21 protein-coding genes and 1 tRNA gene are annotated in these 25,122 nt (G+C 70.0%); 8 read left to right on the forward strand and 14 right to left on the reverse strand.

Annotation, left to right across the window (positions count from 1 at the left end; genetic code table 11):
- The 6 genes from KYK13_RS22605 to cysD all read right to left on the reverse strand — a co-directional run bounded on the left by KYK13_RS22605 (window position 1) and on the right by cysD (window position 9,108).
- Complete coding sequence (locus KYK13_RS22605) at window positions 1-414, reverse strand: BMA_0021/BMA_0022 family TOMM bacteriocin (protein ID WP_223633005.1); 414 nt, start codon at window positions 412-414, stop codon at window positions 1-3.
- A gap of 1 nt (window position 415) precedes the next feature.
- Window positions 416-4,507, reverse strand: a complete 4,092-nt coding sequence (locus KYK13_RS22610) for a TOMM system kinase/cyclase fusion protein (RefSeq protein WP_223633008.1) — start codon at window positions 4,505-4,507, stop codon at window positions 416-418.
- Between the two features lie 8 nt (window positions 4,508-4,515).
- The gene (locus KYK13_RS22615; protein WP_223633028.1) at window positions 4,516-6,294 is read right to left on the reverse strand and encodes an FHA domain-containing protein; all 1,779 of its coding nucleotides are present in this window, start codon (window positions 6,292-6,294) and stop codon (window positions 4,516-4,518) included.
- Window positions 6,295-6,367: 73 nt separating this feature from the next.
- Complete coding sequence (cysC, locus tag KYK13_RS22620) at window positions 6,368-6,928, reverse strand: adenylyl-sulfate kinase (protein WP_223633032.1); 561 nt, start codon at window positions 6,926-6,928, stop codon at window positions 6,368-6,370.
- A gap of 9 nt (window positions 6,929-6,937) precedes the next feature.
- Entirely contained in the window at window positions 6,938-8,203 is a 1,266-nt protein-coding gene (locus KYK13_RS22625; protein WP_223633035.1) for a sulfate adenylyltransferase subunit 1, read from the reverse strand.
- Window positions 8,203-9,108, reverse strand: a complete 906-nt coding sequence (gene cysD / locus KYK13_RS22630; protein ID WP_223633037.1) for a sulfate adenylyltransferase subunit CysD — start codon at window positions 9,106-9,108, stop codon at window positions 8,203-8,205. Before cysD ends, KYK13_RS22625 begins: the two co-directional genes overlap by 1 nt.
- A gap of 234 nt (window positions 9,109-9,342) precedes the next feature.
- Between cysD and KYK13_RS22635 the strand changes: the two genes are divergently transcribed.
- Complete coding sequence (locus KYK13_RS22635) at window positions 9,343-10,116, forward strand: thioesterase II family protein (protein ID WP_223633040.1); 774 nt, start codon at window positions 9,343-9,345, stop codon at window positions 10,114-10,116.
- Window positions 10,117-10,147: 31 nt separating this feature from the next.
- On the opposite strand, the gene KYK13_RS22640 is transcribed toward KYK13_RS22635, so the two are convergent.
- Complete coding sequence (locus KYK13_RS22640; RefSeq protein ID WP_223633043.1) at window positions 10,148-10,942, reverse strand: 4'-phosphopantetheinyl transferase superfamily protein; 795 nt, start codon at window positions 10,940-10,942, stop codon at window positions 10,148-10,150.
- A gap of 100 nt (window positions 10,943-11,042) precedes the next feature.
- Between KYK13_RS22640 and KYK13_RS22645 the strand changes: the two genes are divergently transcribed.
- From KYK13_RS22645 to KYK13_RS22670, 6 genes are all read left to right on the forward strand, one after another.
- On the forward strand, window positions 11,043-12,248 hold the full coding sequence (locus KYK13_RS22645; protein WP_223633046.1) for a phosphatase domain-containing protein: 1,206 nt from the start codon (window positions 11,043-11,045) through the stop codon (window positions 12,246-12,248).
- A gap of 59 nt (window positions 12,249-12,307) precedes the next feature.
- Entirely contained in the window at window positions 12,308-12,817 is a 510-nt protein-coding gene (locus KYK13_RS22650) for a hypothetical protein (protein WP_223633048.1), read from the forward strand.
- A 247-nt stretch (window positions 12,818-13,064) separates the two neighbouring features.
- Complete coding sequence (locus KYK13_RS22655; RefSeq protein WP_223633051.1) at window positions 13,065-14,420, forward strand: glycosyltransferase family 2 protein; 1,356 nt, start codon at window positions 13,065-13,067, stop codon at window positions 14,418-14,420.
- Complete coding sequence (locus KYK13_RS22660) at window positions 14,417-15,517, forward strand: hypothetical protein (protein ID WP_223633054.1); 1,101 nt, start codon at window positions 14,417-14,419, stop codon at window positions 15,515-15,517. The genes KYK13_RS22655 and KYK13_RS22660 overlap by 4 nt, the downstream gene beginning before the upstream one ends.
- Before the next feature lie 38 nt (window positions 15,518-15,555).
- Complete coding sequence (locus tag KYK13_RS22665) at window positions 15,556-16,686, forward strand: hypothetical protein (protein WP_223633056.1); 1,131 nt, start codon at window positions 15,556-15,558, stop codon at window positions 16,684-16,686.
- A 110-nt stretch (window positions 16,687-16,796) separates the two neighbouring features.
- Entirely contained in the window at window positions 16,797-17,462 is a 666-nt protein-coding gene (locus KYK13_RS22670; protein ID WP_223633059.1) for a hypothetical protein, read from the forward strand.
- Window positions 17,463-17,501: 39 nt separating this feature from the next.
- Here KYK13_RS22670 and KYK13_RS22675 read toward each other — a convergent pair whose 3' ends face one another.
- The gene (locus KYK13_RS22675) at window positions 17,502-19,133 is read right to left on the reverse strand and encodes a Rieske 2Fe-2S domain-containing protein (protein WP_223633062.1); all 1,632 of its coding nucleotides are present in this window, start codon (window positions 19,131-19,133) and stop codon (window positions 17,502-17,504) included.
- Between the two features lie 248 nt (window positions 19,134-19,381).
- Window positions 19,382-20,425 (reverse strand): carbohydrate-binding protein, encoded by a 1,044-nt coding sequence (locus tag KYK13_RS22680; protein ID WP_223646713.1) that lies wholly within the window; start codon window positions 20,423-20,425, stop codon window positions 19,382-19,384.
- Between the two features lie 378 nt (window positions 20,426-20,803).
- On the opposite strand from KYK13_RS22680, the gene KYK13_RS22685 reads away from it, so the two are divergent.
- Window positions 20,804-21,805: a TerC family protein gene (locus tag KYK13_RS22685; RefSeq protein WP_223633071.1), complete on the forward strand. Its 1,002-nt coding sequence runs from the start codon at window positions 20,804-20,806 to the stop codon at window positions 21,803-21,805.
- A gap of 120 nt (window positions 21,806-21,925) precedes the next feature.
- Here KYK13_RS22685 and KYK13_RS22690 read toward each other — a convergent pair whose 3' ends face one another.
- From KYK13_RS22690 to KYK13_RS22710, 5 genes are all read right to left on the reverse strand, one after another.
- Window positions 21,926-22,216, reverse strand: coding sequence for a hypothetical protein (locus KYK13_RS22690; RefSeq protein WP_223633073.1), 291 nt, complete (start codon window positions 22,214-22,216; stop codon window positions 21,926-21,928).
- A 236-nt stretch (window positions 22,217-22,452) separates the two neighbouring features.
- Window positions 22,453-22,524: transfer RNA gene (locus tag KYK13_RS22695), tRNA-Val, on the reverse strand.
- An 84-nt stretch (window positions 22,525-22,608) separates the two neighbouring features.
- Window positions 22,609-22,893 (reverse strand): hypothetical protein, encoded by a 285-nt coding sequence (locus tag KYK13_RS22700; RefSeq protein WP_223633075.1) that lies wholly within the window; start codon window positions 22,891-22,893, stop codon window positions 22,609-22,611.
- 27 nt (window positions 22,894-22,920) lie between these two features.
- Complete coding sequence (locus tag KYK13_RS22705; protein ID WP_223633076.1) at window positions 22,921-23,346, reverse strand: hypothetical protein; 426 nt, start codon at window positions 23,344-23,346, stop codon at window positions 22,921-22,923.
- A 9-nt stretch (window positions 23,347-23,355) separates the two neighbouring features.
- Window positions 23,356-24,981, reverse strand: a complete 1,626-nt coding sequence (locus KYK13_RS22710; protein WP_223633086.1) for an Hsp70 family protein — start codon at window positions 24,979-24,981, stop codon at window positions 23,356-23,358.
- Window positions 24,982-25,122 lie beyond the last annotated feature (141 nt).

Genomic DNA, 25,122 nt, shown 5'->3' on the forward strand with positions numbered 1-25,122 from the left:
TCAGCAGCAGGGGCTGCCGCAGCAGTGCGAGCGGCCGTAGGTGTCGGTGAGGCTGGAGAGCGCCACGGCGTGGTCCGCCACGTCCGCCGGCTTCTTGGGCAGGTGCAGCTCCACCTCCGCGCTGTTCACCTTCCAGGTGCCGTCCGCCGCGGCGTCCTTCTCCGTGGTGGGGACGACCTTCAGGTGGATGCTGGCCGGCAGGTCGAAGTCGAAGCGCTTCTTGAGGGCCTCGCGCGGGTTCTTCTGCAGCGCCGCCTCGAACTCGGGCTCCTTCCACGCGAGCGCGACGGCGCGCATCCACACGGCCTGCCAGTCATTCACCGAGGCCTGGCCCCCCGTGCTCCGCGTGGGCTTGCGCGCCACCGGACGGGCCCGAGCGGGCGCGGCCTTCGACTCCGGCTTCTTCTTGCTCATGTCAGCAGTCTCCTCCCAGCGCTCCCAACAACGCGCGGGCCTCTGAGATGGGCGGGGTTCCCCATCCTTCGGAGAAGGTACTGTAGACCGTTTGCAGCCGCTGCCGGGCTTCTTCCTGCCGCCCCGAGGCCTGGAGCAGCCGTGCCAATGCCGTCACGGCCTGCAGCTCCCGCATCCGAGCCCCTTGTGCGTGCGCCACGTCCGCGGCCTGCCGGAAGCACGACTCCGCGGACAGTGCAGTGTTTCCATCCCGCTGGAGCAGCACCTGTCCCTTGACGCGCAGCAGCTTGGACTCGTGGTACGCCTCGCCCAGGGCCTGCGCGCGCTGGAGGCCGCGCTCCACGGTGGCGAGCGCCGCCTCCAGGTGGCCCAGCTCCAGCTCCAGCTCCGCGAGCATGCCGTAGTAGGCCGGCTGGTCCATCTCCGTGCCGAACGCCTCGCGCATCGCCACGCCGCGCCGCATGGCCTCCAGGTCCTTCGCCGCCCAGCCGCGCAGGATGCCCACGTAGGCGGACTGCTCCAGCAGGCCGTAGCGGTGCGACAGCTCCGAGTGCTGCGCGACGAGGTTGAGCGCCTCCGTCCGGTCGCCGTGCTCCTGCGCCATCAGCAGCAGGTAGATGAACGACAGGCCCACGCTGGTGCCGTGCTTCAACTCGCGGCCCCACGCCACCGCGGCCTCGCCGTGCGCCTTCGCCTGGTCCGGGAAGCCCAACAGCCACAGCCCCCGGCACAGCACGGACTCGCCGCCCACGCGCGTGTCCTGGCCGTAGAGGATGTGGTGCATCCGGTGCGCGACCGGGTCGAACAGCGACAGGCACCGGTCCGCCTTCGCCTTCGCCTCGCCCAGGCGGCCTTCCAGCAGCTCGATGTTGGAGAGGATGGTGAGCGCCACCGCCTCCTGCCCCGCGTCGCCATTGTGCTGCGCCAGTGCCACCAGCCGGTCCAGCAGCCCGCGCACCCGGCGCTGATCTCCCCCCAGGTGGTAGAAGATGGAGAGGACCCACAGCGTCGGGGCCGCGTAGGGGCTCTCCCCCACGGTGAAGAGCAGCTCCAGCGAGCGCTCGGCCACGGTGCGCAGGTCCTGTGAGCGCCAGCCCTGCGAGGACATCAGCGCCGGCGCGAGCACGCCGTTGAGGCCCAGCTCCTGCTGCGCGCGCTCCACCGGGTCTTCGATGGCGTCCAGCCACGACAGGCCCAGCCGGGCGAAGAGGATGGCCTCCAGGTACGCGGAGCGCACCAGCGCGGCGAACGCGGCCTTCTGCGCGTAGACGATGGCCTTGCGCTTCAGGTTCGCGGCGGACAGGTGATGCGCGAGCAGGTCCGGGCGCGACTCCGCCTGCTCCGGGAAGTGCGCCTCCAGCGCCTCCGCCGTCTTCGCGTGCACCTGCTGCCGGTACCGCTTGAGCATGGAGTCGTAGGCCGCGTCGCGCACCAGCGCGTGCTTGAAGAGGTAGACGGGCCCCTTCGGCCGGCGCTTGCGGTGCAGGAGCCCCGAGGCCACCAGCCGCTCCAGGTCCGCGTCCAGCGCCTCGGGCGTCAGCGGGCTCACGTGGCGCAAGAGCTCATGGGTCAGCTCGCGGCCCAGCACGGAGGCCACCTGCGCGGTCTCCTTGGCGCGGCCCAGCCGGTCCAGGCGGGCGACGAGCAGGTCGCGCAGCGTGCCGGGCACCGCGGGGCCCGCCTTGCCCGCTTCCAGCGCGAAGCGGCCCTCGCGCTCCACCAGCGCGCCGGACTCGCGCAGCGTGCGCACCAGCTCCTCCACGAACAGCGGGATGCCGTCCGTGCGGGTGACGATCTCCTCCACCGCCTCCGGCGACAGCGGACCGCCCACGGCGGAGGTGGCCAGCCGCTCCACCTCCGAGCGCCCCAGGGTGCCCAGCTGCACCTGCGTCACGGACGACGCGGCCCATGGCGGCTCGAACTCCGGCCGGGCGCTGAACACGGAGAGCAGGCGCGACGAGGACACCTCCTCCACCAGCGCCTTGAGCAGCTCCAGCGTGGACGGGTCCGCCCAGTGCAGGTCCTCCAGCGACAGCACCACGGGCTGGCGCTCGGCCATCGCGGCGAGGAGCGCGAGCAGCGCGTCGCGCGTGAGCTCCCGGTGCTTCAGGGGCGACACGTCCAGCGGTGCCCAGCGCTCCGGCGGCAGCGGCAGGGACAGGAGCGGCGCGAACAGGGGCACCGTCTCCGGCAGCTCGAAGCTGTAGCCGGACAGCAGCGCCTCCAGGCCCGTGAGCCGGGCCTCCGGCGACAGGTCGCGGTTCGGGTCCAGCATCCGTGAGAGCAGCTCCACCACGGGGGCGTACGCCTGGCCGGAGCCGTCCGCCGTGCAGCGGGCCTCCAGCCACGTGTGGGGCTCCGCGCCCAGCCGGTCACCCAGCTCGCGCATCAGGCGCGACTTGCCGATGCCCGGCTCGCCGGAGAGCAGCACCGCCTGCCCCTGCCCCGAGCGCACCTGCTCCCAGCGCGACAGCACCAGGTCCAGCTCTCGCGAGCGGCCCACCAGCGCCAGCGTGTCGTCGGTGCCGCTCCACGTCGCGTCCGCGCCCTGGAGCGCGAACGTCTCCAGCCCCGGGGGCAACAGCTCGCTGGGCGCCGCGGGCACGCTCTCCAGCGGGAAGTGCTTGCGCACCAGCTGCTGCGTGTCGCCGGTGAGGAGGATGACGCCCGGCGGCGCGGAGGTGGACAGCCGGAACGCCAGCTTCGGCGTGGTGCCGACGACGAAGCCCAGGCCGGAGAGCGTGGGGTCCCGCTGCTCTCGCGACACCACCAGGCCCGTGTGCAGGCCCACGCGGATCTCCACCCGCGTGCCGCGCTCGGCCTCGATGGCCCGGCCGCGCCGCTTCACCTCGGCGACCATGTCCAGCGCCGCCTGGGCCGCGCGCCGCGCGTCGTCCTCGCGCGCCGCCGGATAGCCGAAGTAGAAGAGGACGATGTCGCCCAGCGCGCTGGCGATGTGGCCGTTGTGGCGCCGGGCGATCTCGATGCAGACCTCCTGCTGGGCGCCCAGCACGTGGTCCAGCTCCTCGATGTCCACCGGCCCCGGCGTCGTCTGCGTGGCGGACAGCGTGCAGCAGACCACCGTGAGCTGGCGGCGCTCGCCCTCCGCCCACCGGCGCGACCGCGTGGACAGCGCGTTGGGCGTGCGGCTGGACAGCTCCACCGTCGCCGTCTCCGCGTTGGGGGCCGCGGGCTGGATGCGCACCGGAGCCTGCCGGCGCGGCAGGTTGGACACGTCCACCGCCTCCAGCTGGCGCAGCAGCACCTCCGCGGCCACGGTGCGCTGGGACGGGTCCTTCGCGGTGACGCGCTGGAGCAGCTTGCCCAGCGGGTGCGCGGCGATGACCGGCGGAATGGGCACCGGCTCCGTGGACAGCTGCTGGAAGATGACCTCCGCCACCGTGGCGGCCTCGTAGACGCGCCGGCCGGTGAGGCACTCCAGGAACACCAGGCCCCACGCGTACAGGTCCGAGCGCGGCGTGGGCGCCTGCCCGCGAAGCTGCTCCGGCGCCGCGTACGACGGCGTGCCCAGCGACTCGTTGGTGGACGTGATGCGCGGCTGTCCCTCCTCGCGCGCGATCTCATCCGTCACCGACCCGATGCCGAAGTCCAGCACCAGCGCGTTGCGCCGGGCGCCCGTGGGCACGACCATGATGTTCGCGGGCTTCAGGTCGCGGTGCACCACGTTCTGCGCGTGCGCGCACGCCAGCGCGTCCAGCAGCTGGAGCATCAGGTGGCGCGCCTCCACCGGATCCAGCGCGCCCTCCTCCGCGAGCACCTGCGCCAGGTTCTTGCCCGGCACGAACTCGAAGATGGAGTAGACGGCGCCGCCCTGCGCCCGGCCCGAATCGATGAGCCGCACGATGTTCGGGTGGTGCATCTGCGCGCACAGCTTCATCTCGCGCTCGAAGCGCGCGCTGCGGCGCTCCACGGACTCCGGCGTCGCGCCGTCCGTCAGACGCAGGAGCTTCACCGCCACGTTCTGGCCGGTGGTCACCTGGCGGGCCTTGTAGACGCGGCCGAAGCCGCCTTCGCCCAGCTCCGACAGCAGCTCATACCGGCCCTGGAAGGCTTCCAGCAGCTGGGGATCCATGAGGTTCTTCATCGCGCTCCCGAGCCTCGCTCCATTGATGACCGTCCCCCCCGCCTGGGCAGGGTGATGACGAACTCCGTGAACTCACCCGGCACCGTCTCCATGCGGAACGTGCCCTGGTGGCCCTGCACGATGATGTCATGACTGAGCGACAGCCCCAGCCCCGTCCCCTGCCCCGGCGGCTTCGTCGTGAAGAAGGGGTCGAAGATTCTTCTCGCACTCTCCGAGGGGATGCCCGGCCCGTTGTCGCGCAGCCGGACCTCCACCTGCTCAGGACGCGCGAGGGTGCGAACCTTGAGGACCGGCGCGTACGCCGCGCCCTGCGCCTGGCGCTTCTGACGCATGGCGTAGAGCGCGTTGTCCACGACGTTGATGATGACGCGGCCCACGTCCGCGCGGCTGAGCTCCAGCGGCCCCACGGCCGGGTCGTACTCGGCCTCCAGGCGGACGGTCAGGGCCTCGCCGCGCATGCCGCCCAGCCCCAGGGCCACGCTCTCCGCCACCAGGGCGTTCAGGTCCACCGGCTCGCGCGGGCCGGGGGCGCGGCGCGCGTGCTGGAGCATGCCCTGGATGACCGCGTCCGCGCGGCGGCCGTGCTCGTGGATCTTCTGGACGTTGGTGCGCAGGCACACGAGCGCCTCGTCCACGTCGCGCACGCTGTCCGGCGTCAGCCGCTCCCGCTGCGGCTCCAGCACGCCGGCCAGGTCCTCCGTGAGGCCCACGGAGAGCCCGGCGAAGTTGCTGATGAAGTTGAGCGGGTTGCGCAGCTCGTGCGCCATGCCGCCCACCAGCGCCGCGAGCGAGGCCAGCTTCGCGTCCATGATGAGCTGCATGCGCTGCACCGTCTCCTGCTCGATGCGGCGGTAGAGCCGCGCGTTCTCCAGCGCGAGCGCCGCCTGTCCCGCGAACGCGACGAGGAAGTCCAGGTCGTCCTCGGAGAAGCTCTTGGGCGTGGAGACGTTGTCCACGTACAGCACGCCCAGCACCTCGTCGCGCGGCTTGAGCGGCACGCACATGGAGGCGCGGATGGAGCTGAAGATGACGGACTCCGCGGCGCCCAGGCGCGGATCATTCACCGCGTCGGAGAAGAGCGCCGCCACGCTCCGGCGCAGCACGAAGTCCACGATGTTCTGGCTGTAGATGGGCCCGCGCACGGCCGCGCCCTCCGCCGTCTTGGTCACGCGCGGCTCCAGCCTCCCGGTGGCCTCGTCCATCAGCAGGATGACGCCCCGGTCCACGCGGAGGATCTGGAACGCCAGGTCCAGCACCTTGCCGGGCAGCGCCTCCAGGTCGTCCGTGACGGAGAGCAGCTTCGCCACCTCCTGGAGGATGCGCATCCGCTCGCGCGAGCGCGTGGCCGCGCTGGCGGCCTCCACCGGGGGCGGCTCCTGCCCGGACACCGCCTGCACCAGCGTCTTCAGCGGCACGCGGGTGAGCGCGCGCGTGAGCTGCGGGCGGGGCTCGTGGGCCGCCGCGCCGGGCGGGCCCGAGGGCGCGACCGGGGGCGGCTCGTGGGTGAGCAGGAAGACGAGCTCGCCCAGGGTCAGCGTGTCGCCGGGGCGCAGCTCCTTGCGGCGGATCTGCACGCCGTTGACGAAGGTGCCGTTCTTGCTCTGGAGGTCGGTGACGAAGAAGCGCCCGTCGGAGGACTCGATGCGGGCGTGCTGCCGCGACAGGCTGCGGTGGGGGATGCAGATGCCCTGGTCGTCCGCGCGGCCAATGGTGATGGGCGCGTCCCCCAGCGGGTAGGACAGCTCATCCGGCTGCCCTGGATTGTAGACGAGCATCGGCACGGCCTTCGGACCCCCTCCGGGTCGCGAGCCTAACCGAAAAGCGGCGGCCGGAACCGGCCCGGCCGCCTCAGGCGGCGCTGGCGGCGCTGGCCAGCAGCCCCCGGTCCCGCAGCGTGTCGAGGATGCGCTCCAGCCCCGCCTCCACCGTCTCCGCGTCGGAGCGGACGGTGATTTCGGGGGACTCGGGCGGCTCGTAAGGGTCCGACACGCCGGTGAAGTGGGGAATCTCCCCGGCCAGGGCCTTCTTGTAGAGCCCCTTCACGTCGCGGGCGATGAGCGCGTCCAGGCTGGCCTGGACGTAGCACTCCAGGAACGGGATGCCGGCCTGGGTGGCCAGGGCGCGCACCTCGTCCCGGGAGCTCTTGTACGGGGAGATGGCGGCGGTGATGACGCCCACCTCGTGCTTCGCGAGCACCCGCGCCACGTAGCCGATGCGCCGGACGTTCTCCTCGCGGTCCTCGCGGCTGAAGCCCAGACCGCGGGAGAGGTACGTGCGCACCTCGTCCCCGTCGAGCAGCTCCACGCGCTGCACGGGCGAGAGCTGCCGCGCCACCGCGGCGGACAGCGTGCTCTTGCCCGCGCCGGACATGCCGGTGAACCAGAGGATGAAGCCCGGACGCTGTTGCATGGCCACTCCCTACCTGTCCACCGCGGGGCCGTTGATCATCCCGGCGCCCACGGTGGCGTTGGTGCTTTCGTCGATGAGGATGAAGCTGCCGGTGCTGCGGTTGCGGCGGTACTCGTCGAAGAACAGCGGCACCGTCGTGCGCAGCGTCACCCGGCCCACCTCGTTGAGCTTCAGGCCCGGGCTCTGCTCGTCGCGGTGCAGGGTGTTGACGTCCAGCCGGTAGTGCAGCTGCTTCACCATGGCGCGCGCCATGCGGGTGGTGTGCTTGATGGCCAGCCGGGAACCGCTGCTGAGCTGCGAGGACTCCGACAGCCAGCACACCATCGCGTCGATGTCCTGGCTCGCGGTGGGCGGGTTGCCCGGGCGGCACAGCATGTCGCCGCGGCTGATGTCCAGCTCCTCCTCCAGCGACACGTTCACCGACATGGGCGGGAACGCTTCCTTCAGCGGCTTGCCCGCCAGCTCCAGCGCCTTGATGCGCGTGGTGAAGCCGGACGGCATCACCATCACCTCGTCGCCCACGCGCATCACTCCGCCCAGGAGCTGCCCGGAGTACGCGCGGTAGTCGTGGAACTTCTTCGCGGACGCCGGACGGATCACGCCCTGCACGGGGAAGCGCAGGTGGATGAGGTCGCGGTCGGACGCGATGTGCACGTTCTCCAGGTGGTGCAGGAGCGTGGGGCCCTGGTACCAGGGCATCTTCTCCGAGCGCGTCACCACGTTGTCCCCGCCCAGCGCGGAGATGGGGATGAACGACAGGTCCGTCACGTCCAGCTTCATGGAGAACTGGCGGAACTCGTCCCGGATGCGGTCGAAGACGCCCGGGTCGAAGTCCACCAGATCCATCTTGTTCACGCACAGCACCAGGTGCGGCACGCGCAAGAGCGACGCGATGAACGCGTGGCGGCGCGTCTGCTCCAGCACGCCCTTGCGCGCGTCCACCAGGATGAGCGCCAGGTCCGCCGTGGACGCGCCCGTCACCATGTTGCGCGTGTACTGCAGGTGTCCGGGCGTGTCCGCGATGATGAACTTGCGCTTCTGGGTGGAGAAGTAGCGGTACGCCACGTCGATGGTGATGCCCTGCTCCCGCTCGGCCTTCAGGCCGTCCAGGAGCAGCGCCAGGTTGACGTACTCGTCACCCCGGGCCTGGCTCGTGCGCTCCACTGCGGCGAGCTGGTCCTCGAGAATGGACTTCGTGTCGTACAACAGCCGCCCGATGAGGGTGCTCTTGCCGTCATCCACGGAGCCCGCGGTCGCGAATCTCAGCAGTTCCACTAGAAGTATCCCTCGCGCTTGCGGTCTTCCATCGCCGTCTCAGAGAACTTGTCGTCCGCGCGGCTGGCGCCGCGCTCGGTCACGCGGGAGGCCGTCACCTCCGCGATGACCTGCTCCACCGTGGACGCGGTGGACGGCACGCACGCGGTGCACGTCATGTCGCCCACGGTGCGGAAGCGCACCGTCTCCGTCGTCACCGTCTCGCCGGGCATCATGGTCATGAAGGGCGACCAGGCCATCAGCATGCCGTCCCGGCGGAACACCTCGCGCCGGTGCGTGTAGTAGATGGACGGCAGCGCCACGTTCTCCCGGGCGATGTACTGCCAGATGTCCAGCTCGGTCCAGTTGGACAGGGGGAAGACGCGCAGGTGCTCGCCCCGGCGGTGGCGGCCGTTGTAGAGCGCCCACAGCTCCGGCCGCTGGTTCTTCGGATCCCACTGGCCGAACTCGTCGCGGAAGGAATACACGCGCTCCTTCGCGCGGGCCTTCTCCTCGTCGCGCCGGGCGCCGCCGAAGACGGCGTTGAAGCCGTTCTTCTCGATGGCCTCCAGCAGGGGCTGCGTCTGCAACCGGTTGCGGGACGCGCGGGGCCCCTTCTCCTCCGTCACCTTCCCGGCGTCGATGGCCTCCTGCACGGACGCGACGATGAGCCGCGCGCCCAGCTCCGCCACCCGTTCATCGCGATACTGGATGACCTCCGGGAAGTTGTGACCCGTGTCCACGTGCATCAGCGGAAACGGCAGCGGCGCGGGCCAGAAGGCCTTCACCGCCAGGTGCAGCATCACCGCGGAGTCCTTGCCTCCGGAGAAGAGCAGCACCGGCCGGTCCAGCTCCGCCGCGACTTCCCGGATGATGAAGATGGACTCGGCTTCCAGCGCCTCAAGATGTGAAAGCTCGTAGCTCACGGCCAAGCAAGCTACCACAACCCGTCCCACGCCCAACCGTGCCCATGAAAGTTTCCGCGTCCACCGGCGCTGAGACACGCCGGATGCGACATGCCGGAGGGGGCGGTGAAACATGGCCGGACGACCTGACGGGATGGATGTTTCACGCATCCTTCCGCGTGCCCGTCCCCGGCCTTCACCCTGCGTGCGCGGGGGAGTTTCGCGCGGGGGGCGCATGGTATAGACGGCCGCGCCATGGCAAGCGCCTCCCCTCCCGTCCTCGACCGCTGGTTCCCGTCCCGCAAGCCGCTTCCGGAGCCGCGCCTGCGCCTGTTCTGCCTGCCCTTCGCTGGCGGCAGCGCGGCCATCTACACCCCGTGGTTGCATGCGCTGCCCACGGGCGTGGAGCTGTGCGCGGTGCAGCTGCCCGGGCGTGAGCGGCGCCTGATGGAGCCCGCGCTCAAGACGCTGCCGGAGCTGATGGACGTGCTGATGCCCGCGCTGACGCCGCTGATGGACCGGCCCTTCGCGCTGTTCGGCTACAGCATGGGGGCGCGCATCGGCCTGGAGGTGGCGCGCAGGCTGAAGCGCCAGGGCGGCCCGAAGCCGCTGGGCTTCATCGCCGCGGCGGCGCCCCCGCCGTCGCACAACGACCGCGAGCCCATCCACACGCTGCCTGACGCGGGGTTCATCGCGAAGCTGCGCGAGTACGACGGCACGCCCGAGGAGGTCCTCCAGCACAAGGAGCTGCTGGAGCTCATCCTCCCCACGCTGCGCGCGGACTTCGGGCTGGCCTGGGCGGAGAACGGCCAGGACTCGGGCCCGCTGGACATCCCGCTGTCCGTGTACGCGGGCAAGGGGGACAAGCACGTGGGCCTGGACATGATGGAGCACTGGCGCGAGGAGACCACCGCCGACGTGCGCATCCGCCACTTCGAGGGTGGCCACTTCTTCATCCGCACGCACGGACCGCCGGTGCTGGCGGCCGTCCGCGAGGACCTGACGCGCTGGATGACGGCCGCGACGTAGCGGGCGCGGAAGGCGCGACCGCCTCCTGACGTCAGCCCCCGGCCTGTGCGGTCTTGATGAGGGGGGCCATGTCTCCGGCGAGCGGCACGGTGTGCTGCCACCGCACGGACAGCGCCCCGCCCCGGGGCCTGCGGAAGGCCACCGCCGCCTGGTGTCGGGCGGACGGCTTGTGCTGCATGAACTGCCACACGTCCGGCAGGTCGTTCATCCGCGGGTCGAAGGCGATGCTCGGCATCCGGCCCGGCACCAGGTCGAAGGCGAACTGATCCAACGGCAGGGACAGGCCCGCACCGCGCGCCTTGATGTAGGCCTCCTTCAGGGTCCAGTACTCGAAGAAGCGCCCGCGCTGGTGCTCCTTCGGCAGTGAGCGCAGGGCCTGCACCTCCGTCTTCGCGAAGTAGTGGTCGGCGATCTCCACCGTCTCACCGGGCCGCTCCGCGTCCTCGATGTCCGCGCCCAGGTCCACGTCGCGGCCCACCGCGACCAGGGCCATGCCGTCGGTGTGGCTCAGGTTGAAGCGCAGCCACTGGCCCACGGGGCCCACGATGGCGGGGCGGCCGTACTCGTTGGGGACGAAGCGCCAGGCCTCCGGCGCGACGGGCGCGTAGCGCGACAGGGTCAACCGCACCAGCGCGTGCGACACCAGGTACTGCCGCTGGTGCCGCTCGAAGTGGAAGCGCCGCTGCCGCTCGCGCTCGCCGGGGTCCAGCAGGGCCTTGTAGGCCTCCAGGAGGCGCGGGTCATCGATGCGCTCGGGCTCGACGAGCCACACGTGGACCTCGTCGGGGCGCAGGTCGAGGGGCGTGGAGGAAGGGGGCACCGTCATGGCGTGCAGGCAATCAGGAACCGCCGCGCCTGTCACGGGGCTGGTCCGTCCGCTCGGCGGGCGCGTAGGCTTCACGGCCCACACCGGGGGAGAGACACGCATGGACCTGCCCACCGCGACGACGAAGCTCCAGGCGCTGCGCCGGGACATGACGGGCCACACGGACCGGAACGACGAGCGCCGCATCCTGGACCTGCTGGAGGGCGCCACCGGCGAGGAGCTGAACCACCTGCTGTCCAACGTGGACCTGATGCACCTGCTGTCTGACCTGGATGACCGGCTGGTGGGCCCGGACAACCACACGGCGCTGCTGGACCTCTTGTGCACGCGGCGGGCGGCGGAGCTGTCCCTGCCGGTGCGCGCGTCGCTGGCCACCGCGCTCCAGCAGGGCGCCACGCCCGCGCAGGCGGAGCGCCGGCTGCGCGACCTGTTCCTCGGGTTGAAGGGCCGCGAGCTGACCGCGTTCAAGAACCTGCTGGAGGCCGGCGGCGAGTACCACGACCTGCACAAGCTGGTGTTCGACGACGTGGACGACCGGGCGGTGCGCGCGGAGCTGCTCGCCCACTTCCAGCGCGAGGCACAGGCCTTCCCCAGCGGGGAGAACAAGGTCCTGAGCGACATCGACGACACGTTCTTCGTCAACTGGGTGGACAAGCGCTACCCGCCGAAGACGGTGTACCCGGGCGTGCTCGCGTTCTACCAGGAGCTGGATCGGGGGCCGGGCATCATCCCGGGCCGCGCGGGCGACCTCGTGTTCGTGAGCGCTCGTCCGCAGGACCCGCTGGGCCTCATCGAGAACGCGACGCTGGAGTCCCTGCGCGAGCGCGGCGTGCCGCTGGCGGTGATGCTGTCCGGCAGCTTCTTCTACCTCGTGGGCAACACGCGCATCGCGCACAAGAAGTTCGAGAACTTCGAGCAGTACGCGCGCCTCTTCCCCGAGTACGGCTTCGTCTTCGTGGGCGACAGCGGCCAGGGCGACGTGGAGTTCGGCGCGAGGATGCGCGAGGCCCTGCCCCAGGCGGTGCGCGCCGTGTTCATCCACGACGTGGTGGCGACGCCCCAGGACACGCGCGACGCCTGGCGCGAACGGCACGTCTTCTTCTTCGACACCTACGTGGGCGCGGCGGTGGACGCGTTCCACGCGGGCGTCGTCTCCCGGGACGGGGTGGACCGCGTCGCCGCCGCCGCGCGCGAATCGCTGGCGGTCATCGCGTTCCCCTCCGAGGCCCAGCGACAGGCGCGGGAGGCGGAGCTCACCCGGGACCTGGCCCGGGCGTCAGCGCTGCCCCGGGCGTTGGCCGTTTGAATATCCCCAGCGGGTGTTCGTCTCCGAGCGCGGTCCCATTCCCAGAAGGAGCCCGCCCGATGCTTCGCACACTCGCCCTGGTGTCCGCCGCCGCCCTCTCCCTCTTCAGTGCCGCATGCGGTGGGGAGGAGGTGGGCGCGGGCCCCTCCGAGGAAGAACTCAAGGACACGCGCGCCAGCGTCACGGGCACCCGCCCCGCCGTGATGGTGCTCACCGCGCAGGCGACCGATGAGACCGAGTCCTTCCATCTCACGCTCGAGCTGAGTGCGGTGGCGAAGTCACGGGATGGACTGCGCGTCTCCCTCTCCCCCTTCGACTGCGACCTGACCGCGACCATGACGGGCGAGTCCACCTTCACGGTCAACCCGGGCACCTGCCACCTGCTCATCCCTCCTCAGGATGGAAGGTTCGCCTGCGTCATCGACCTGGCGATCACCACGGGCACCGGCGGACGTGAGACCGCGGACTCCGAGGTCGGGCTGAGCTTCACCGCGGACTACCGCAGGGACTGCGCGGACTATCGCACGCCTTTCACCTCCACCGTGCTCGTCACGGTGGTGGGCGCCTGAACCCCGCCTGTCGTCCTTCCCGTGTCCGGAGGAGGTGGAATGCCACCGGGACGCGGGCCCGCGCGGTCAGGCCGCGGATGCAGTCTCCCTGACAGCCCACGGCCCACCGGTCCCGGGGAGTTGGCGGGACGTCCGCGACGCCCCAACCTTCCGGCGCTTCACAGGGGTGGAGCGGCCGTCTGGGGACGGAAGGAAGGGCTCCGGGAGGTTCCCGGGGCCCTTCCGGGGCGTAGGGGGGCGCGGGCCGATGGAACTCTTTCCCATCCATTTACTGTTCATCGTCGTCTTGATGAATCGCTACATCCTTGGCCCCTTCATGAGGCGGCTGAAGGGTCGGCGGTTCGAACGGGTGGATGACACCTACCGCCCGAAAGTCGCCATCGTCGTTCCGCTGTTCAATGAAGGCGAGGGCATCTACCACACCATCCAGGCGCTGCTCGCCCAGGACTATCCCCGCGAGCTGACCGAGATCATCGTCGTGGATGACTGCTCGCGCGACGACAGCGTCGCGTGGGCGAACAAGGCCGCGGCCGGCCACCCCCATGTCCGGGTGATGCGCAATCTGGAGAACATGGGCAAGCGCAAGGGCATCAACCGGGGCGTCCGCGCCGCGGAGGACGCGGAGATCATCGTCTCCGTGGACTCCGACGTGGTGGTGGAGAAGAGCGCCGTGCGCCAGCTCATCCGCCGCTTCGTGCACCCCAACGTGGCCGCCGTGGGCGGGCGCACCTTCGTCATCAACCGCCACCAGAACTGGCTGACGCGGATGATCGAGATCAAGTTCCACTTCGCCCAGAAGTGGCTGAAGGACCTGGAGCGCTCGTTCCGCCAGGTGATGTGCCTGTCCGGATGTCTGACGGCATATCGCCGCTCGGTGCTGCTGGAGCTGGAGCCCATCCTGGAGTCGCGCGCCATCGCGGGCATCCCCATCAAGTACGGCGAGGACCGCTTCCTCACGCGGCAGATCGTCAAGCACGACTACGAGACGGTCTACACGCTGGACGCATACTGCTTCACCGCCGCGCCCTCCACGCTCGCGGGCTACTTCAGCCAGCAGCTGCGCTGGCGGCGCTCCAACCTGGTGGACCTCATCTGCGGCCTGTCGCACGCGTGGCGGCTGCACCCCGTCATCACCGTGCACTACGTGTCGCAGCTGGCGCTGCTCCTGTCGTACCCGGTGGTCATCGTCCACAACATGTTGAACGGCGAGTTCTGGGACATCCTCGCGTTCCACTTCCTGGTGATTGGCCTGTTGGGCTTCATCTACCGGCTCGAGACGCGCTACCTGCCCGAGGAGCGGCGCGTGCATCCCGTGAGCTTCCTGCCCATGGCGCTGCTCATGCCGGTGACATACGCGCTGTTCACACCGCTGGCGCTCCTGACGCTCGACTCCGGGAGCTGGGAGACGCGCGGCAGCCCCACGCCCGCGCCTGCGCCAGCTCCGGTCGCCACGCCCGTCCCGGTCGCCACGGCCATCCCGGTCGCGACGCCCATCCCGGTCGCGACTCCGACTCCTGCCCCCATCCCGGTCCCGGTCCCAGTCCCCGCTCCCGCCCCCGTGAAGCTCACGTCCACGTCTGCAGGTGAGGGAACCCCGTCATGAATCAACAGGTCGCCAACCGGCTCAACACCGTCGCGGTGTCCGCCTACAAGCTCATGGGGACAGTGCTGCTGGCGCTGATCCTCCTGGGACTGATGTCCTTCCTCGCGGTGCAGGGCTTCTTCCTGACGAGCAACAGCTGGGCGACGCCCACCATCCTGTCGCCCACCGACCCCAACATCCTGGCCCTCAACGCGCAGGCGGCGCAGCAGGAGTCGGAGCGGGACGCGCTCGTGGCGAGGCGGCGCGAGGCCGCCGACCGCCTCCAGGAGGCCGAACGCACCGTGGCCACGGAGCAGTCCTTCCAGCAGCGCTTCGCCGTGGCGCTGAAGGGAGAGAAGGCCTCTCGCGACCGGCTGACGAAGCGGCTGAGCGCGCTGCGCCAGGAGTACCTGCGGGCGGGCGAGGAGATCGCCGAGTCCAACCGCGCATACAGCGGCCTGGCGCGCACGCGCACGAAGGCGCTCTACAGCGCGAGGCTGATGGAGCGCGAGGACGTGCTCACCACCAACCACCACCTGGCCCAGATGGCGCAGAACAACCTGTCGCTGGCGCAGGAGGCGGTGGACCTGGACATGCGCCTGGACACGCTCCGGCGCGAGCGCGAGGGGCTCACCGCCGCGGAGAACGGCCTGGGCCGCGACGAAACCGCCACGGGCCTGACGACGGACACGCTGCTGCTGGAGCGCGAATACACGCAGTCGGTGCTGGCGCTGGCCCGGGCGCAGGCGCAGCGCAAGAGCCTGGAGGAGGACGTCCGCGCGCTGGATGACCGCATCCGCCGCTTCGACCACCTGCTCCAGGTGGTGCATGGCTCGCCGTACCTGAAGGCGCTGGAGCAGAACCTCACCGTGGCCTTCGTGCCCTACGAGAACATGCCCAACGCCCGGGAAGGCACGCCGCTCTACACCTGCGCGTTCAAGATCTTCTGGTGCCGTGCGGTGGGCGTGGTGGGGCCCGCGCTGGAGGGTGAGGTGTCCCAGCAGCACCCCATCCGCCAGTACCACTTGCGAGGCGTGATGGTGGAACTCCAGCTTCGCGACGCGCCCAGCGCGCGAGAGCCGCTGCTCCATCTGGGCCGGCCTCCGTTGATGCTGTGAGCGCCGTCGTGGAACTGGAACCAGAAAGGAAGCGGAGGATGCAGACGAGCCTCGCGAGGGGAGCCCTGTTGGGGCTCGGGTTGTGGGCGGGCCTGGCCCCGGCAGAGGAAGAGGCGGGGGCGGTGCGGGCCCGAGGAGACCTCACGAGGGGCTACTGTGAGCACATGCGTGGCATCGCGAGCGCGCAGGCCGCCCTGGAGTTCGCACCAGAGGTCTTCGCCAGCGTCGGCGCGGTGAACGCGGGCGACGCGGAGGGAGGCTCGGATGAGGCGCCGCTGGGGTCGCCCAAGCTGCGCGTCACCGCGGGGCTGGGCTACGACTTCGTGGGCATCTACCGCGGCCGCACGCTGCGCTCCCGAGCGGAGGCCGAGTGCCGGCGCTACCAGGCGCTCGCCGCGCTCCAGAGCGCCGTGGAGCAGGGCTCGCGGCTGGGGGAGGCGGCGGCGCTGGACGCACGTGCCCGCGCCCTGGCCACCTCCCTGCCCCGCGCGGAGGGCCTGGTGACCCAGCTGCGGGACGACCTGCGCGACGGCAGCGCGACGCTGGAGGAGCTCAACGCGCTGCAGGTGCGGCTGGATCATCTGCGCTCGCTCGCGCGCGACACCGCCCGGGCCCGCGAGCAATTGGAGCTCGAACCCGCGCTGCCGGAAAACCAGACGCTGGACGCGTTGCTCCACGCCTTCGAGGCCGCGGACGATGAGGTGGAGGCGCTGTCCGGCGGCCTGCGCAGGGCCGCCGCCTGGCGCCTGAGCGTGCGCGGCGGCTACGACGAGGTCTTCGACGTCCACCAGAGCGCGCCCCTCTTCGGCCAGCTGACGCTCGGCTACAACCTGGGTCACCTCTGGCAGGGCCGGGCCAACGCCCAGGCGCGCGAGGGCCGCCGTCAGGAGGCGCGCGACACGGTGGACGGGGCCCCCCGCCGCGTGCGCCAGCTGCTGGGCGAGCTGCGCATCACCGAGCGGACCGAACAGCAGCGGCTGGGCGAGCTGTCCACGCTGGTGTCCGACCTGGAGGGACAGCTACGCGACATGGAGCACTTGCAGACCCACCAGGTGCGCCGTTTCCGCGACTATCTTCAACTGGAGCTGGCGCGGCTCCAGGCGGAGCAGGCCTATCTGGGCGCGCACGTGCGGACGCTCCGGTTACTCCTGGGAGGCACGGGGTCATGAGGAATGTGCGACAACGTCGGTGGATCGCGCTCGGGACATCGGGCGCGTTGATGCTGTGGGCGGGGGTGCTGCTCCTGAGTCACGGCGCGTGCAGCAGCGCGAGGCCGCCCATGCCCCCCCCCGCTCCTTCCACGGCGCGAGCCAAGCGCGCGGCCCCTTCGGTGCTGAACGGCCTGACCCCGGTCACGCGGTCGCAGCTGCACGTCACGGAGGGACAGGTCGAGAGCCTCGGTGACGAGGCGCCGGACGGGACGCACTTCGCCATCGAGGGGCCCCGGCAACGCGCCGTCGTCCTGGAGACGACGGGCGACGAGGTGGAGCTGCGCTTCACCTGGCTCGGCGTCACCTCGGAGGTGATTCCCCTGGAGTCGGGGCAGCTGCGCGAACAGGTGGGTCTGAAGCTGCGCGCCCGGGATGGCTGCAACGTCCTCTACGCCATGTGGCGAATCGCGCCCTCCGCGGGCATCGTGGTCCAGTTCAAGTCCAACCCGAACGCGCACGAGAGCAGCGAGTGCGGCAACGCCGGCTACACCACCGTGCGCCCCCGCTTCATGGAGCCGCTGGAGCTGCTGTCCCCCGGTGACTCGCACGCGCTGCGCGCCCGCATCGACACGAACGTGCTGACCGTGTACGCGGACGAACAGCGCGTCTGGGAGGGCGTGCTGCCCGGCGAGGCGCTCGGACTGCAAGGCCCCGCCGGGATGCGCACGGACAACGCGCGCGTGCGCTTCGAGCTGCTCGTACCCCAGACGACCAGTCCCACCTCGCGTCGCTGACCCGGCCGCTCGTCCACGCGGCCGGGGCGGCGGAGGACCTCAGACGCGCGGAGATTCAACGGGCGCCTTGTCCACCGCGGGTGCCTTGTCGCCGCCGCGCTCCACCTTCTCCGGCTTGTCCACGAGGGGCTCCGCGCAGAGCGAGGAGTTGTTCGTCTTGCACGTACCGCCGTTCTGCAGGTCGAACTGCCAGCGGTGGCGCGGGCACACCACGAAGCGGCCCTCCTCCACCCAGCCCTCGGACAGGTCCGCGCCCTGGTGCGGGCAGAAGCGCAGGATGGAGAAGCGCTTGCCGCCGGCCTCCACCACGGTGCGCTCCTTCTGGGACTCCGTGGCGCGGATGCCGTCGCAGAACTCGCGGATGTCCTCCACCTCCACGCCCAGGAAGCCGTGCAGCACGGGCTCGTAGACGTCCGGGTTGCGCGACAGGCGCAGGCGGAAGGACAGCAGGAAGTCCTCCCAGTTCAGCTTGCGGTCCAGCACTCGCACGATGTCGCTCGCGTTCACCTTCATCGCGTAGCGCGTCTTGTCGCGCATCTCCGGCACTTCATCCACGCGGCGGTTCTTGAAGTCCACGCGCAGCAGCCGCGTGGGCGCCTCCGTCAGCTCCACGTAGAGCGGCATGCCCACCCGGTCATGCAGGTCCAGCAGGTCCAGCTTGCGCTGCAACTCGACGCGCATGCGGGCGTGGATGTCGTCCACCTCCTCGCGCATCAGGTTGCGGCGGCGCTCGCGGAAGACGTAGGCCATGTCCTGGGCGTACGTGTGGAGGTAGTCCTTGAAGTTCTCCGTCGTCACGCGCTCCGGCACCTGGGACACGAACTCCAGCGTGCCCGCGTCCAGCACGTCCCCGGGCATGGGCTCCAGGTAGCGCGTGGGCAGCGTGGGCAGGCGCTTCTCCAGGTACGAGAAGAGCACCGGCGCGCGCGGGAAGATGTTCACGTCCTCGAAGTTCAGGCTGAAGAGCGCTGGATCCAGGAAGGCCGCCGGGCCCGCCGCCGCGATGTACGCGCGGGGCTGCACCACCTCCAGCGCACGCGACACCGCCTCGAACTTGCTGTCGCGCTTCTTCTGGCAGATGGCCGAGTACGTCTGCTTCGGGTACTCGTAGCAGGTGGGGTGCCAGATGGCGCCGGAGAACTGGGCGGAGAAGACGTCGATGGGCCCCTCCTCCGCGATGACGCGCACCAGCCGGTCATGCATCTTGCAGTCGTTGATGTTGAGGAAGCACTGCCCGTCGCCGCGCACCATCACGCTGGAGTCGCGGTTGGTGCCCTGCTCGGACACGAAGAGCTTGATGTAGCCGCCCTTGATGGGAATCTCGCGCGAGTCCTCGCACGCGATGACGCGCTTGCAGCCGTACTTCTCGAAGATGTCGCGCAGCTCCGAGCGGCGGAACTTGGGCACCAGCACGGTGAAGTCCCGCTTCGCGATGGTGGCCAGGAACTCCGGGTCGAAGTGATCCTTGTGCTCGTGGCTGATGTAGAGGAAGCGCTCCTTGCCCGGCGTCTCCAGCAGCTCGCGCACGCGCGGCGCCAGGTGGTGGTTGCGCGGCAGCTGCATCCACGCGGAGTCGAAGGCCCCCTGCGGCGTCAGCCACGGATCCATGACGACGAGCGCCCCGGCGGTCTCCACCGCGAAGCCCGCATGACCCAGGAAGGTGATCCGCATGAACGTCGTCCCTCGTGTGGAGGGCGCGGCCGGGAGGACCGCGCCCTGGAGTGGATGTGCGCGGGCGGCCCGAGGCCCCGGCGCCAGCTAGGCTGCGAAGCTAGGGCGTCTCCCGCCAGCGGCACCCCGGCGCGCCAGTCCTGTTGGAAAACCCACGCGCGCCACGTCGGGCCGCGAACAAAAAAGGAGGAAGGCCTCGCGAGGCCTCCCTCCCCTTTCCACTCCACGACGTGCAGCGTGCGGCCGGCCTAGGGCTGGATCTCCCGGACGCTCAACCACTTGAAGTCCACGTCCGTCGCGTTGTCCCAGCGGAACGTGGCGATGGGGCCGCCCCACGAAATCGGCATGGCGGCCATGGATCCGCCGCAGTGCTGGGCGTCACCGCCCCAGTTCCCGTCGTCGGTCTGGTCGTAGACCTTCTTCCAGGTCACCTTGTCGGCGTTGTCGTTGAGGTACAGCTCCAGCTTCACGGCCTCCGCGCCCCTGGCGCCCGCCACGTTGCGCATCACGGCCTTGAAGCCCACCCAGCGGCCCATCAGCGAGGACGTGACCTGCTTGTACGGGGTCTGATCATAGGACACGTGCCAGGTCTCCTTCTCCCAGCGCACGCGCCCGTCGTAGTGCAGGCCGCCCTTGTAGCTGCTGCCCTCGCAGCCGGAGTTGTTGTCGTTGTGCTTTCCGCCGCGCGCGTACCAGGCGAAGTTGTCCTTCGCGTCCGCCACCGCGTTGACCTTCACGAAGCCGGTCATCTCGATGTTCTTCCAGTCGTTGGGCGCCTGCATGTAGCCGCGGCTGGCCAGCATGTCCCGGTTGTAGGTCGTGATCGCCTTCGCGTCGTAGCCCGTGGAGGGGAAGGCGCTCATGCGCACCTTCGTGCTCTTCATCTTCCAGGAGCCGTCGCTGTTGCGCGTGATGGTGTTCTGCGGGTCGAAGCGCCGGTCGGCGGTCGCATTGTCCGCGAGCGCCCAGGACTCACCGTTCGGCAGCGAGGGGTAGAGCATCGTCACGCCGAAGCCATCCACGCTCGAGGGCGCGGGGTCTGGCGCGGTCACCGGCGGCTCGGTGGGCGCGGGCGTGGAGGGCTCCTGCGGGACCTCCGGCTCCGAGGGGATGGGCTCCGGAGTGCCTCCCGGCTCGGGGGCCTGCTCGGGAGGCGTGGGGAGGGCAGGCTCGGAGGGGCTCTCCTCGCTGGCTGGAGGTGTCGTGTCACCCGCCGGGCTCGAGCTGCAGCCAAGGGCATGGAGCGCCACCAGCAGCACGCTGGACGTGAAGACAATTCGGTTCCGCATCAGGAGGGGGGACTTCCGTGCTCGGGGGCCGTCGAGACGGGCAGCGGCCGCGACGCCTTCGCCGGCGGCACGCTTCACCCACGCCCCATGCCTCCAGGCTCACGGGCCACGGGCGGTTCGGACGCTCGGCTGGTCTCGTTGGCCCGGTCAAAGCGTTCTTCAGCCGGGGCCGTGAAAACCGTGACGGAAATGAACATTTCCGTGCCGACATGGGCCGCCAAAGCCCTCGTTCGTCCGGCTCCCCTACCCTGGCGTCCGCGCTGACCCCGATGAGACTTCCGTTTTCCCGAAGCTTCGCGTCCGGAATCTCTATTTGCCGAAGATAGCCAACGCTCCTATTTGAGAGGGGTTGGCTCCCCGTGCCTTCCCCAGGTGAACACCTTGGAATCCTTCCAAACCATCGGTAGCCCCCTCATGTGGGGCGGCTTCATCGCGTTCGTCTTCGCGATGCTCGCGCTCGACCTGGGCGTGTTCCACCGCAAGGCGCACACGGTGAGCTTCAAGGAGGCGGGGGCCTGGAGCGCGGTGTGGGTGAGCCTGGCGCTGACGTTCAACGGCTTCCTGTGGTGGCGCTACGGCGCCGGGCCGGGCATGGAGTTCCTCACCGGCTACCTCATCGAGAAGTCGCTCTCCGTCGACAACATCTTCGTCTTCGTCGTCATCTTCTCCACGATGAAGGTCCCGGCCATCCACCAGCACCGGGTCCTCTTCTGGGGCATCCTGAGCGCGCTGGTGCTGCGCGCGGCGATGATTTTCGCCGGCGTGGCGATGCTGGAGCGCTTCCACTGGCTCATCTACGTCTTCGGCGCCTTCCTCATCATCACGGGCGTGAAGCTCTTCATCCAGCGCAACCACGAGGAGAACCCGGGGGACGGCTGGCTGATGCGCACCGCCCGCCGTGTCATCCCCTCCACGCCGCACTTCAACGGCCAGCACTTCCTCACGGTGGAGAACGGCCGGAAGCTGGCGACGCCGCTGCTCATGTCGCTGCTGCTGGTGGAGGCGTCCGACGTGCTCTTCGCGCTGGACTCCATCCCCGCCATCTTCGCGGTGACGCGCGACCCGTTCATCGTCTTCACGTCGAACATCTTCGCCATCCTCGGCCTGCGCTCGCTCTTCTTCCTGATGGCGGGGGCGATGGAGAAGTTCACCTACCTGAAGGTCGGCCTGTCCGGCGTGCTCGTCTTCGTGGGCGCGAAGATGGCGCTGGTGGACGTGGTGCATCTGTCCCCGGCCATCTCCCTGGGCATCATCGCGCTGGTGCTGGGCGCCAGCATCGTGGCCTCGCTGGTGAAGGCGAAGCAGACGCCGCCGCACGCGCCCACCACCGGCGACGCGTCACCCCGCGCGCCGACGGACGCACCAGCTCCGGCGAAGAGCTGACGCCTTCGCGGCACAAATTCTTCTGGCTGTGGGTCCCATGGGGTGTGGGGCTCCGGGCCCGGGCCCTCGAAGTGCGTGGGGGCTCGGGCCTCTTTCTTCCACCGCTCCGCGGCGCGCGAGTCAGTGGGCCCGCGACAGCTCCATGAACTCCAGCCAGGAGCGGATGGCGGCCTCGAACTCCTCCAGGGGCAGGTCCTGGGAGCGGCCGGGGATGGCCACCTCGCTGTGGATGGAGGCCCGGGCCCGGTTGAGCTCCACGCTCCAGGTCTCTCCGGTGACGTCCCAACGCTCCTGCCGTCCCTGTCTCAGGGCCGTCAGCACGTTCAGGACGCCCTGCGCCCGATTCGGATCCGGGTGCAGCTCCTGGGCGAGGTAGTCCGCCAGCACGTCATCGGGCGGCAGGCCACTCACGACCGCCCGTCCCTGCTGATCCCACGTGAATCGCAATGTTCTGGGCACGGCCGTGACGCTCGCACACTCCGCGGATCGCCGACCACGCCCCGCCCATGCCGATTCCGCCGGAACCCGACACTGCGGCCCCGCCGCGTGCGGCAGCCAACGGGCGCCTCCGCCCCGGGAACGGCGACTGTCCAGAGGTGGAAAAGCGAAAGGCCGTGAGCCCCTGGGGACTCACGGCCTTTCTTGAGTGGGCGCGGCAGGTTTCGAACCTGCGACCCCTGCCGTGTGAAGGCAGTGCTCTACCGCTGAGCTACGCGCCCTGCTGTCTGCCGCCCGCCGCGCCACCGCTGCGCAACGAACGCGGCGGTAAATGCCATTCGCTCACGCGGGTGTCAACGCCTTTTCTAGGAGGATTCTTCCGCGAGCTCCTCCAGCTTCGCGTCCAGCTCGCGGAGGCGGCGCTTGAGGCCCGCGAGCTGCTTCCCCACGGCCTTGAAGTCTCCCTTCGGCGCGAAGTTCAGCGCCTTCATGACCTCTTCCTGCCCGCGGTCCAGGGCCTGCTTGCCGCGCTGGACCCGGCCAATGGCCTGGGCGACGGCCATGGCGCGCTTCTCGTCGGCCATGAGCTTCTCCATGGCCAGGGTGGACAGGCCCAGCGCCTGCTTCTTCAAGTCGTCCCGGATGCCCATGGCGGCGGTGTCCTCTGGTGGCCCGCTTCAGGGGCCGTCGGGGAACTCGGTCTTCAGCGCGGCGAAGACGCGGTCGGCGATGCCCTTGTAGCGCATGCGCTCGATGAGCGGCTGCAGGTCCCCCCGCATGGAGATGCGGCGCTTGAGCACCGCCTCCACGGGGTCCAGCGTGCCCAGCAAGAGCTGCTTCCAGACGGAATACGGGGCGCGGGCCAGGTACACCGGCTCCAGCTCCTCCAGGTCGTCCGGATCCGACAGCACGCGGGCCCGCTTGATGTCGCAGTCCCCGGGCTCCACGTGGATGACGAAGGGCTTGTCCAGCTTGCCCTTCTCCGCCTCGATGATGGCCCCGAAGTCGCCCTTCCAGCCCTTGCCGGCGATGGCGCACTCCGGATCTGCGTTGGTGAGCCGGACGGCCTCGTCCAGCCACTCCTTCGACGGAAACTTCGGCATCGCGCCTCCCTACCCCCTGCGGAAGATGCTCTTGATGCTGGAGAAGAGCCCGCGGTCATCGCTCGCCGCGCTGCTGCTCGACGGGGCGGCCGCCGGCGTGTTGCGCGAGGCGGCTTCCTGCAGGGCCTTCTTCAACTGCTCCGGCGTGTCGCGGGTGGCCAGATCCACCTTGCGCGACATGCCGCTCGCGTCCTCCACCTGCACCTGGAGGAGACACTCCTCGGTGAGGCGGAAGTCGATTTTCCGGCCCGCGGCGGCGGCCGGCACCCGGACGGTGCCCAGGTACTCGTTGTCCACCATCAGGTCGCTGTCGCCCTGATAGATGTCCAGCTCGATGAAGGGCGCGCCCGGCTGCTGCGGCGGCGGCAGGCGGAAGCTCTTCACCATCGGGATGAGCGAGTTCTTCTCGATGATGCGCTTCACGCGGCCGTTGGGCATCGCGTAGCCGATGGGCATGGACAGCGCGTCCAGCAGCGTCACCGCGTCGATGCTGCCCAGCGAGTCCCCCAGGAGCGCCGCGCCCAGGGCCACGCACTCGTCCGGGTGGACGCCCTTGCGCGGGGCCTTGCCGAAGTGGGCCTGGATCTTCTGCTGCACCAGCGGCATGCGGCTCTGGCCGCCCACCAGGATGATCTCATCGATCTCCGAGCGGCTGATGCCCTTCTCCGCGAGCACCCGGTCGCAGATGTCGAAGGTGCGATCCACCAGGTCGCCGGTGAGGTTGTTGAGGTAGTCGCGGGTCAGCGGGATGCGCAGGTCCAGCGGCTTGCCCTTGCGCTCCTCGATGTAGGGCAGGTCGATGACGACGTTGGGGATGAGCGTCAGGTCGATCTTCGCCGCCTCGGCGGCGTTCTTGATGCGCTGGAGGGCGATGGGGCTCTCGGTCAGGTCGACCTTGGTCTCGTCGCGGAAGCGCTCCAGCACGTACTCCATGATGCGGTTGTCGAAGTCCGCGCCGCCCAGGAAGGAATCGCCGCCGGTGGCCAGCACCTCGAAGACGTTGCCGGCCAGGTGCAGCACGCTGACGTCGAAGGTGCCGCCGCCCAGGTCGTAGACGAGGACCTTCTGGTCCAGTCCGCGGTTGAAGCCGTAGGCGAGCGCCGCAGCGGTGGGCTCGTTGACGATGCGCTTGACGTCGAAGCCGGCCAGGCGCCCCGCCTCCTTCACGGCGTTGCGCTGGTTGTCGTTGTAGTAGGCGGGGACGGAGATGACGGCCGCGTCGATGGGGCCGCCCAGGAACTGCTCCGCGATGGTCTTCAGCTGCGAGAGCACGAAGCTGGAGATCTGCGGCAGCGTGTAGAGCTTGCCGCCCATGGTGACGGCGGCGTCCCCGTTGGCGTCCTCGACGATGTCGTATGGGAAGTACCCCTTGAGGTCCTCCACCGCCTTCGAGTGGTACTTGCGGCCGATCAGGCGCTTGGTGCCCCAGAGCGTGTTCTTGGGGTTGGTCACCATCTGGTCCTTGGCGACTCCGCCGACCAGCAGGTCGTTCTTGGCGGACAGCGCGACCACGGAGGGCAGGATGAGGTTGCCGCGGTCCGTGGGGACGATCTTCGGGATGCGGTTGCGCACGGACGCCACCAGGGTGTTGGTGGTGCCCAGGTCAATCCCGACGATGCGAGGTCTGTCCGCCATGAAGGTCAACGTGCACGGCTCAGGGGGAGGCCGCGCCCGTCCTGACTCTCTAGCACGTCGTGCCGTCGCGTGCGCGTTTCTAGGCGGACGCTTCCTCCCTGACTGTAGTTCTGGCCAGCCCGCCCACCAGGGGGGCTGATT

Source organism: Corallococcus sp. EGB (assembly GCF_019968905.1).
In the GTDB taxonomy this organism is placed as follows: domain Bacteria; phylum Myxococcota; class Myxococcia; order Myxococcales; family Myxococcaceae; genus Corallococcus.

What these genes read in the sequence shown, in the direction of transcription:
- KYK13_RS22650 (WP_223633048.1), top strand. Translation starts at nt 12,308, where the DNA reads ATGCTTCGCACACTCGCCCTGGTGTCCGCCGCCGCCCTCTCCCTCTTC.
- KYK13_RS22710 (WP_223633086.1), bottom strand. Translation starts at nt 24,981, where the DNA reads ATGGCGGACAGACCTCGCATCGTCGGGATTGACCTGGGCACCACCAAC.
- KYK13_RS22615 (WP_223633028.1), bottom strand. Translation starts at nt 6,294, where the DNA reads ATGCTCGTCTACAATCCAGGGCAGCCGGATGAGCTGTCCTACCCGCTG.
- KYK13_RS22635 (WP_223633040.1), top strand. Translation starts at nt 9,343, where the DNA reads ATGGCAAGCGCCTCCCCTCCCGTCCTCGACCGCTGGTTCCCGTCCCGC.
- KYK13_RS22610 (WP_223633008.1), bottom strand. Translation starts at nt 4,507, where the DNA reads ATGGATCCCCAGCTGCTGGAAGCCTTCCAGGGCCGGTATGAGCTGCTG.
- KYK13_RS22705 (WP_223633076.1), bottom strand. Translation starts at nt 23,346, where the DNA reads ATGCCGAAGTTTCCGTCGAAGGAGTGGCTGGACGAGGCCGTCCGGCTC.
- KYK13_RS22605 (WP_223633005.1), bottom strand. Translation starts at nt 414, where the DNA reads ATGAGCAAGAAGAAGCCGGAGTCGAAGGCCGCGCCCGCTCGGGCCCGT.
- KYK13_RS22655 (WP_223633051.1), top strand. Translation starts at nt 13,065, where the DNA reads ATGGAACTCTTTCCCATCCATTTACTGTTCATCGTCGTCTTGATGAAT.
- KYK13_RS22700 (WP_223633075.1), bottom strand. Translation starts at nt 22,893, where the DNA reads ATGGGCATCCGGGACGACTTGAAGAAGCAGGCGCTGGGCCTGTCCACC.
- KYK13_RS22665 (WP_223633056.1), top strand. Translation starts at nt 15,556, where the DNA reads ATGCAGACGAGCCTCGCGAGGGGAGCCCTGTTGGGGCTCGGGTTGTGG.
- KYK13_RS22660 (WP_223633054.1), top strand. Translation starts at nt 14,417, where the DNA reads ATGAATCAACAGGTCGCCAACCGGCTCAACACCGTCGCGGTGTCCGCC.
- KYK13_RS22670 (WP_223633059.1), top strand. Translation starts at nt 16,797, where the DNA reads ATGCCCCCCCCCGCTCCTTCCACGGCGCGAGCCAAGCGCGCGGCCCCT.
- cysC (WP_223633032.1), bottom strand. Translation starts at nt 6,928, where the DNA reads ATGCAACAGCGTCCGGGCTTCATCCTCTGGTTCACCGGCATGTCCGGC.
- KYK13_RS22645 (WP_223633046.1), top strand. Translation starts at nt 11,043, where the DNA reads ATGGACCTGCCCACCGCGACGACGAAGCTCCAGGCGCTGCGCCGGGAC.
- KYK13_RS22675 (WP_223633062.1), bottom strand. Translation starts at nt 19,133, where the DNA reads ATGCGGATCACCTTCCTGGGTCATGCGGGCTTCGCGGTGGAGACCGCC.
- KYK13_RS22640 (WP_223633043.1), bottom strand. Translation starts at nt 10,942, where the DNA reads ATGACGGTGCCCCCTTCCTCCACGCCCCTCGACCTGCGCCCCGACGAG.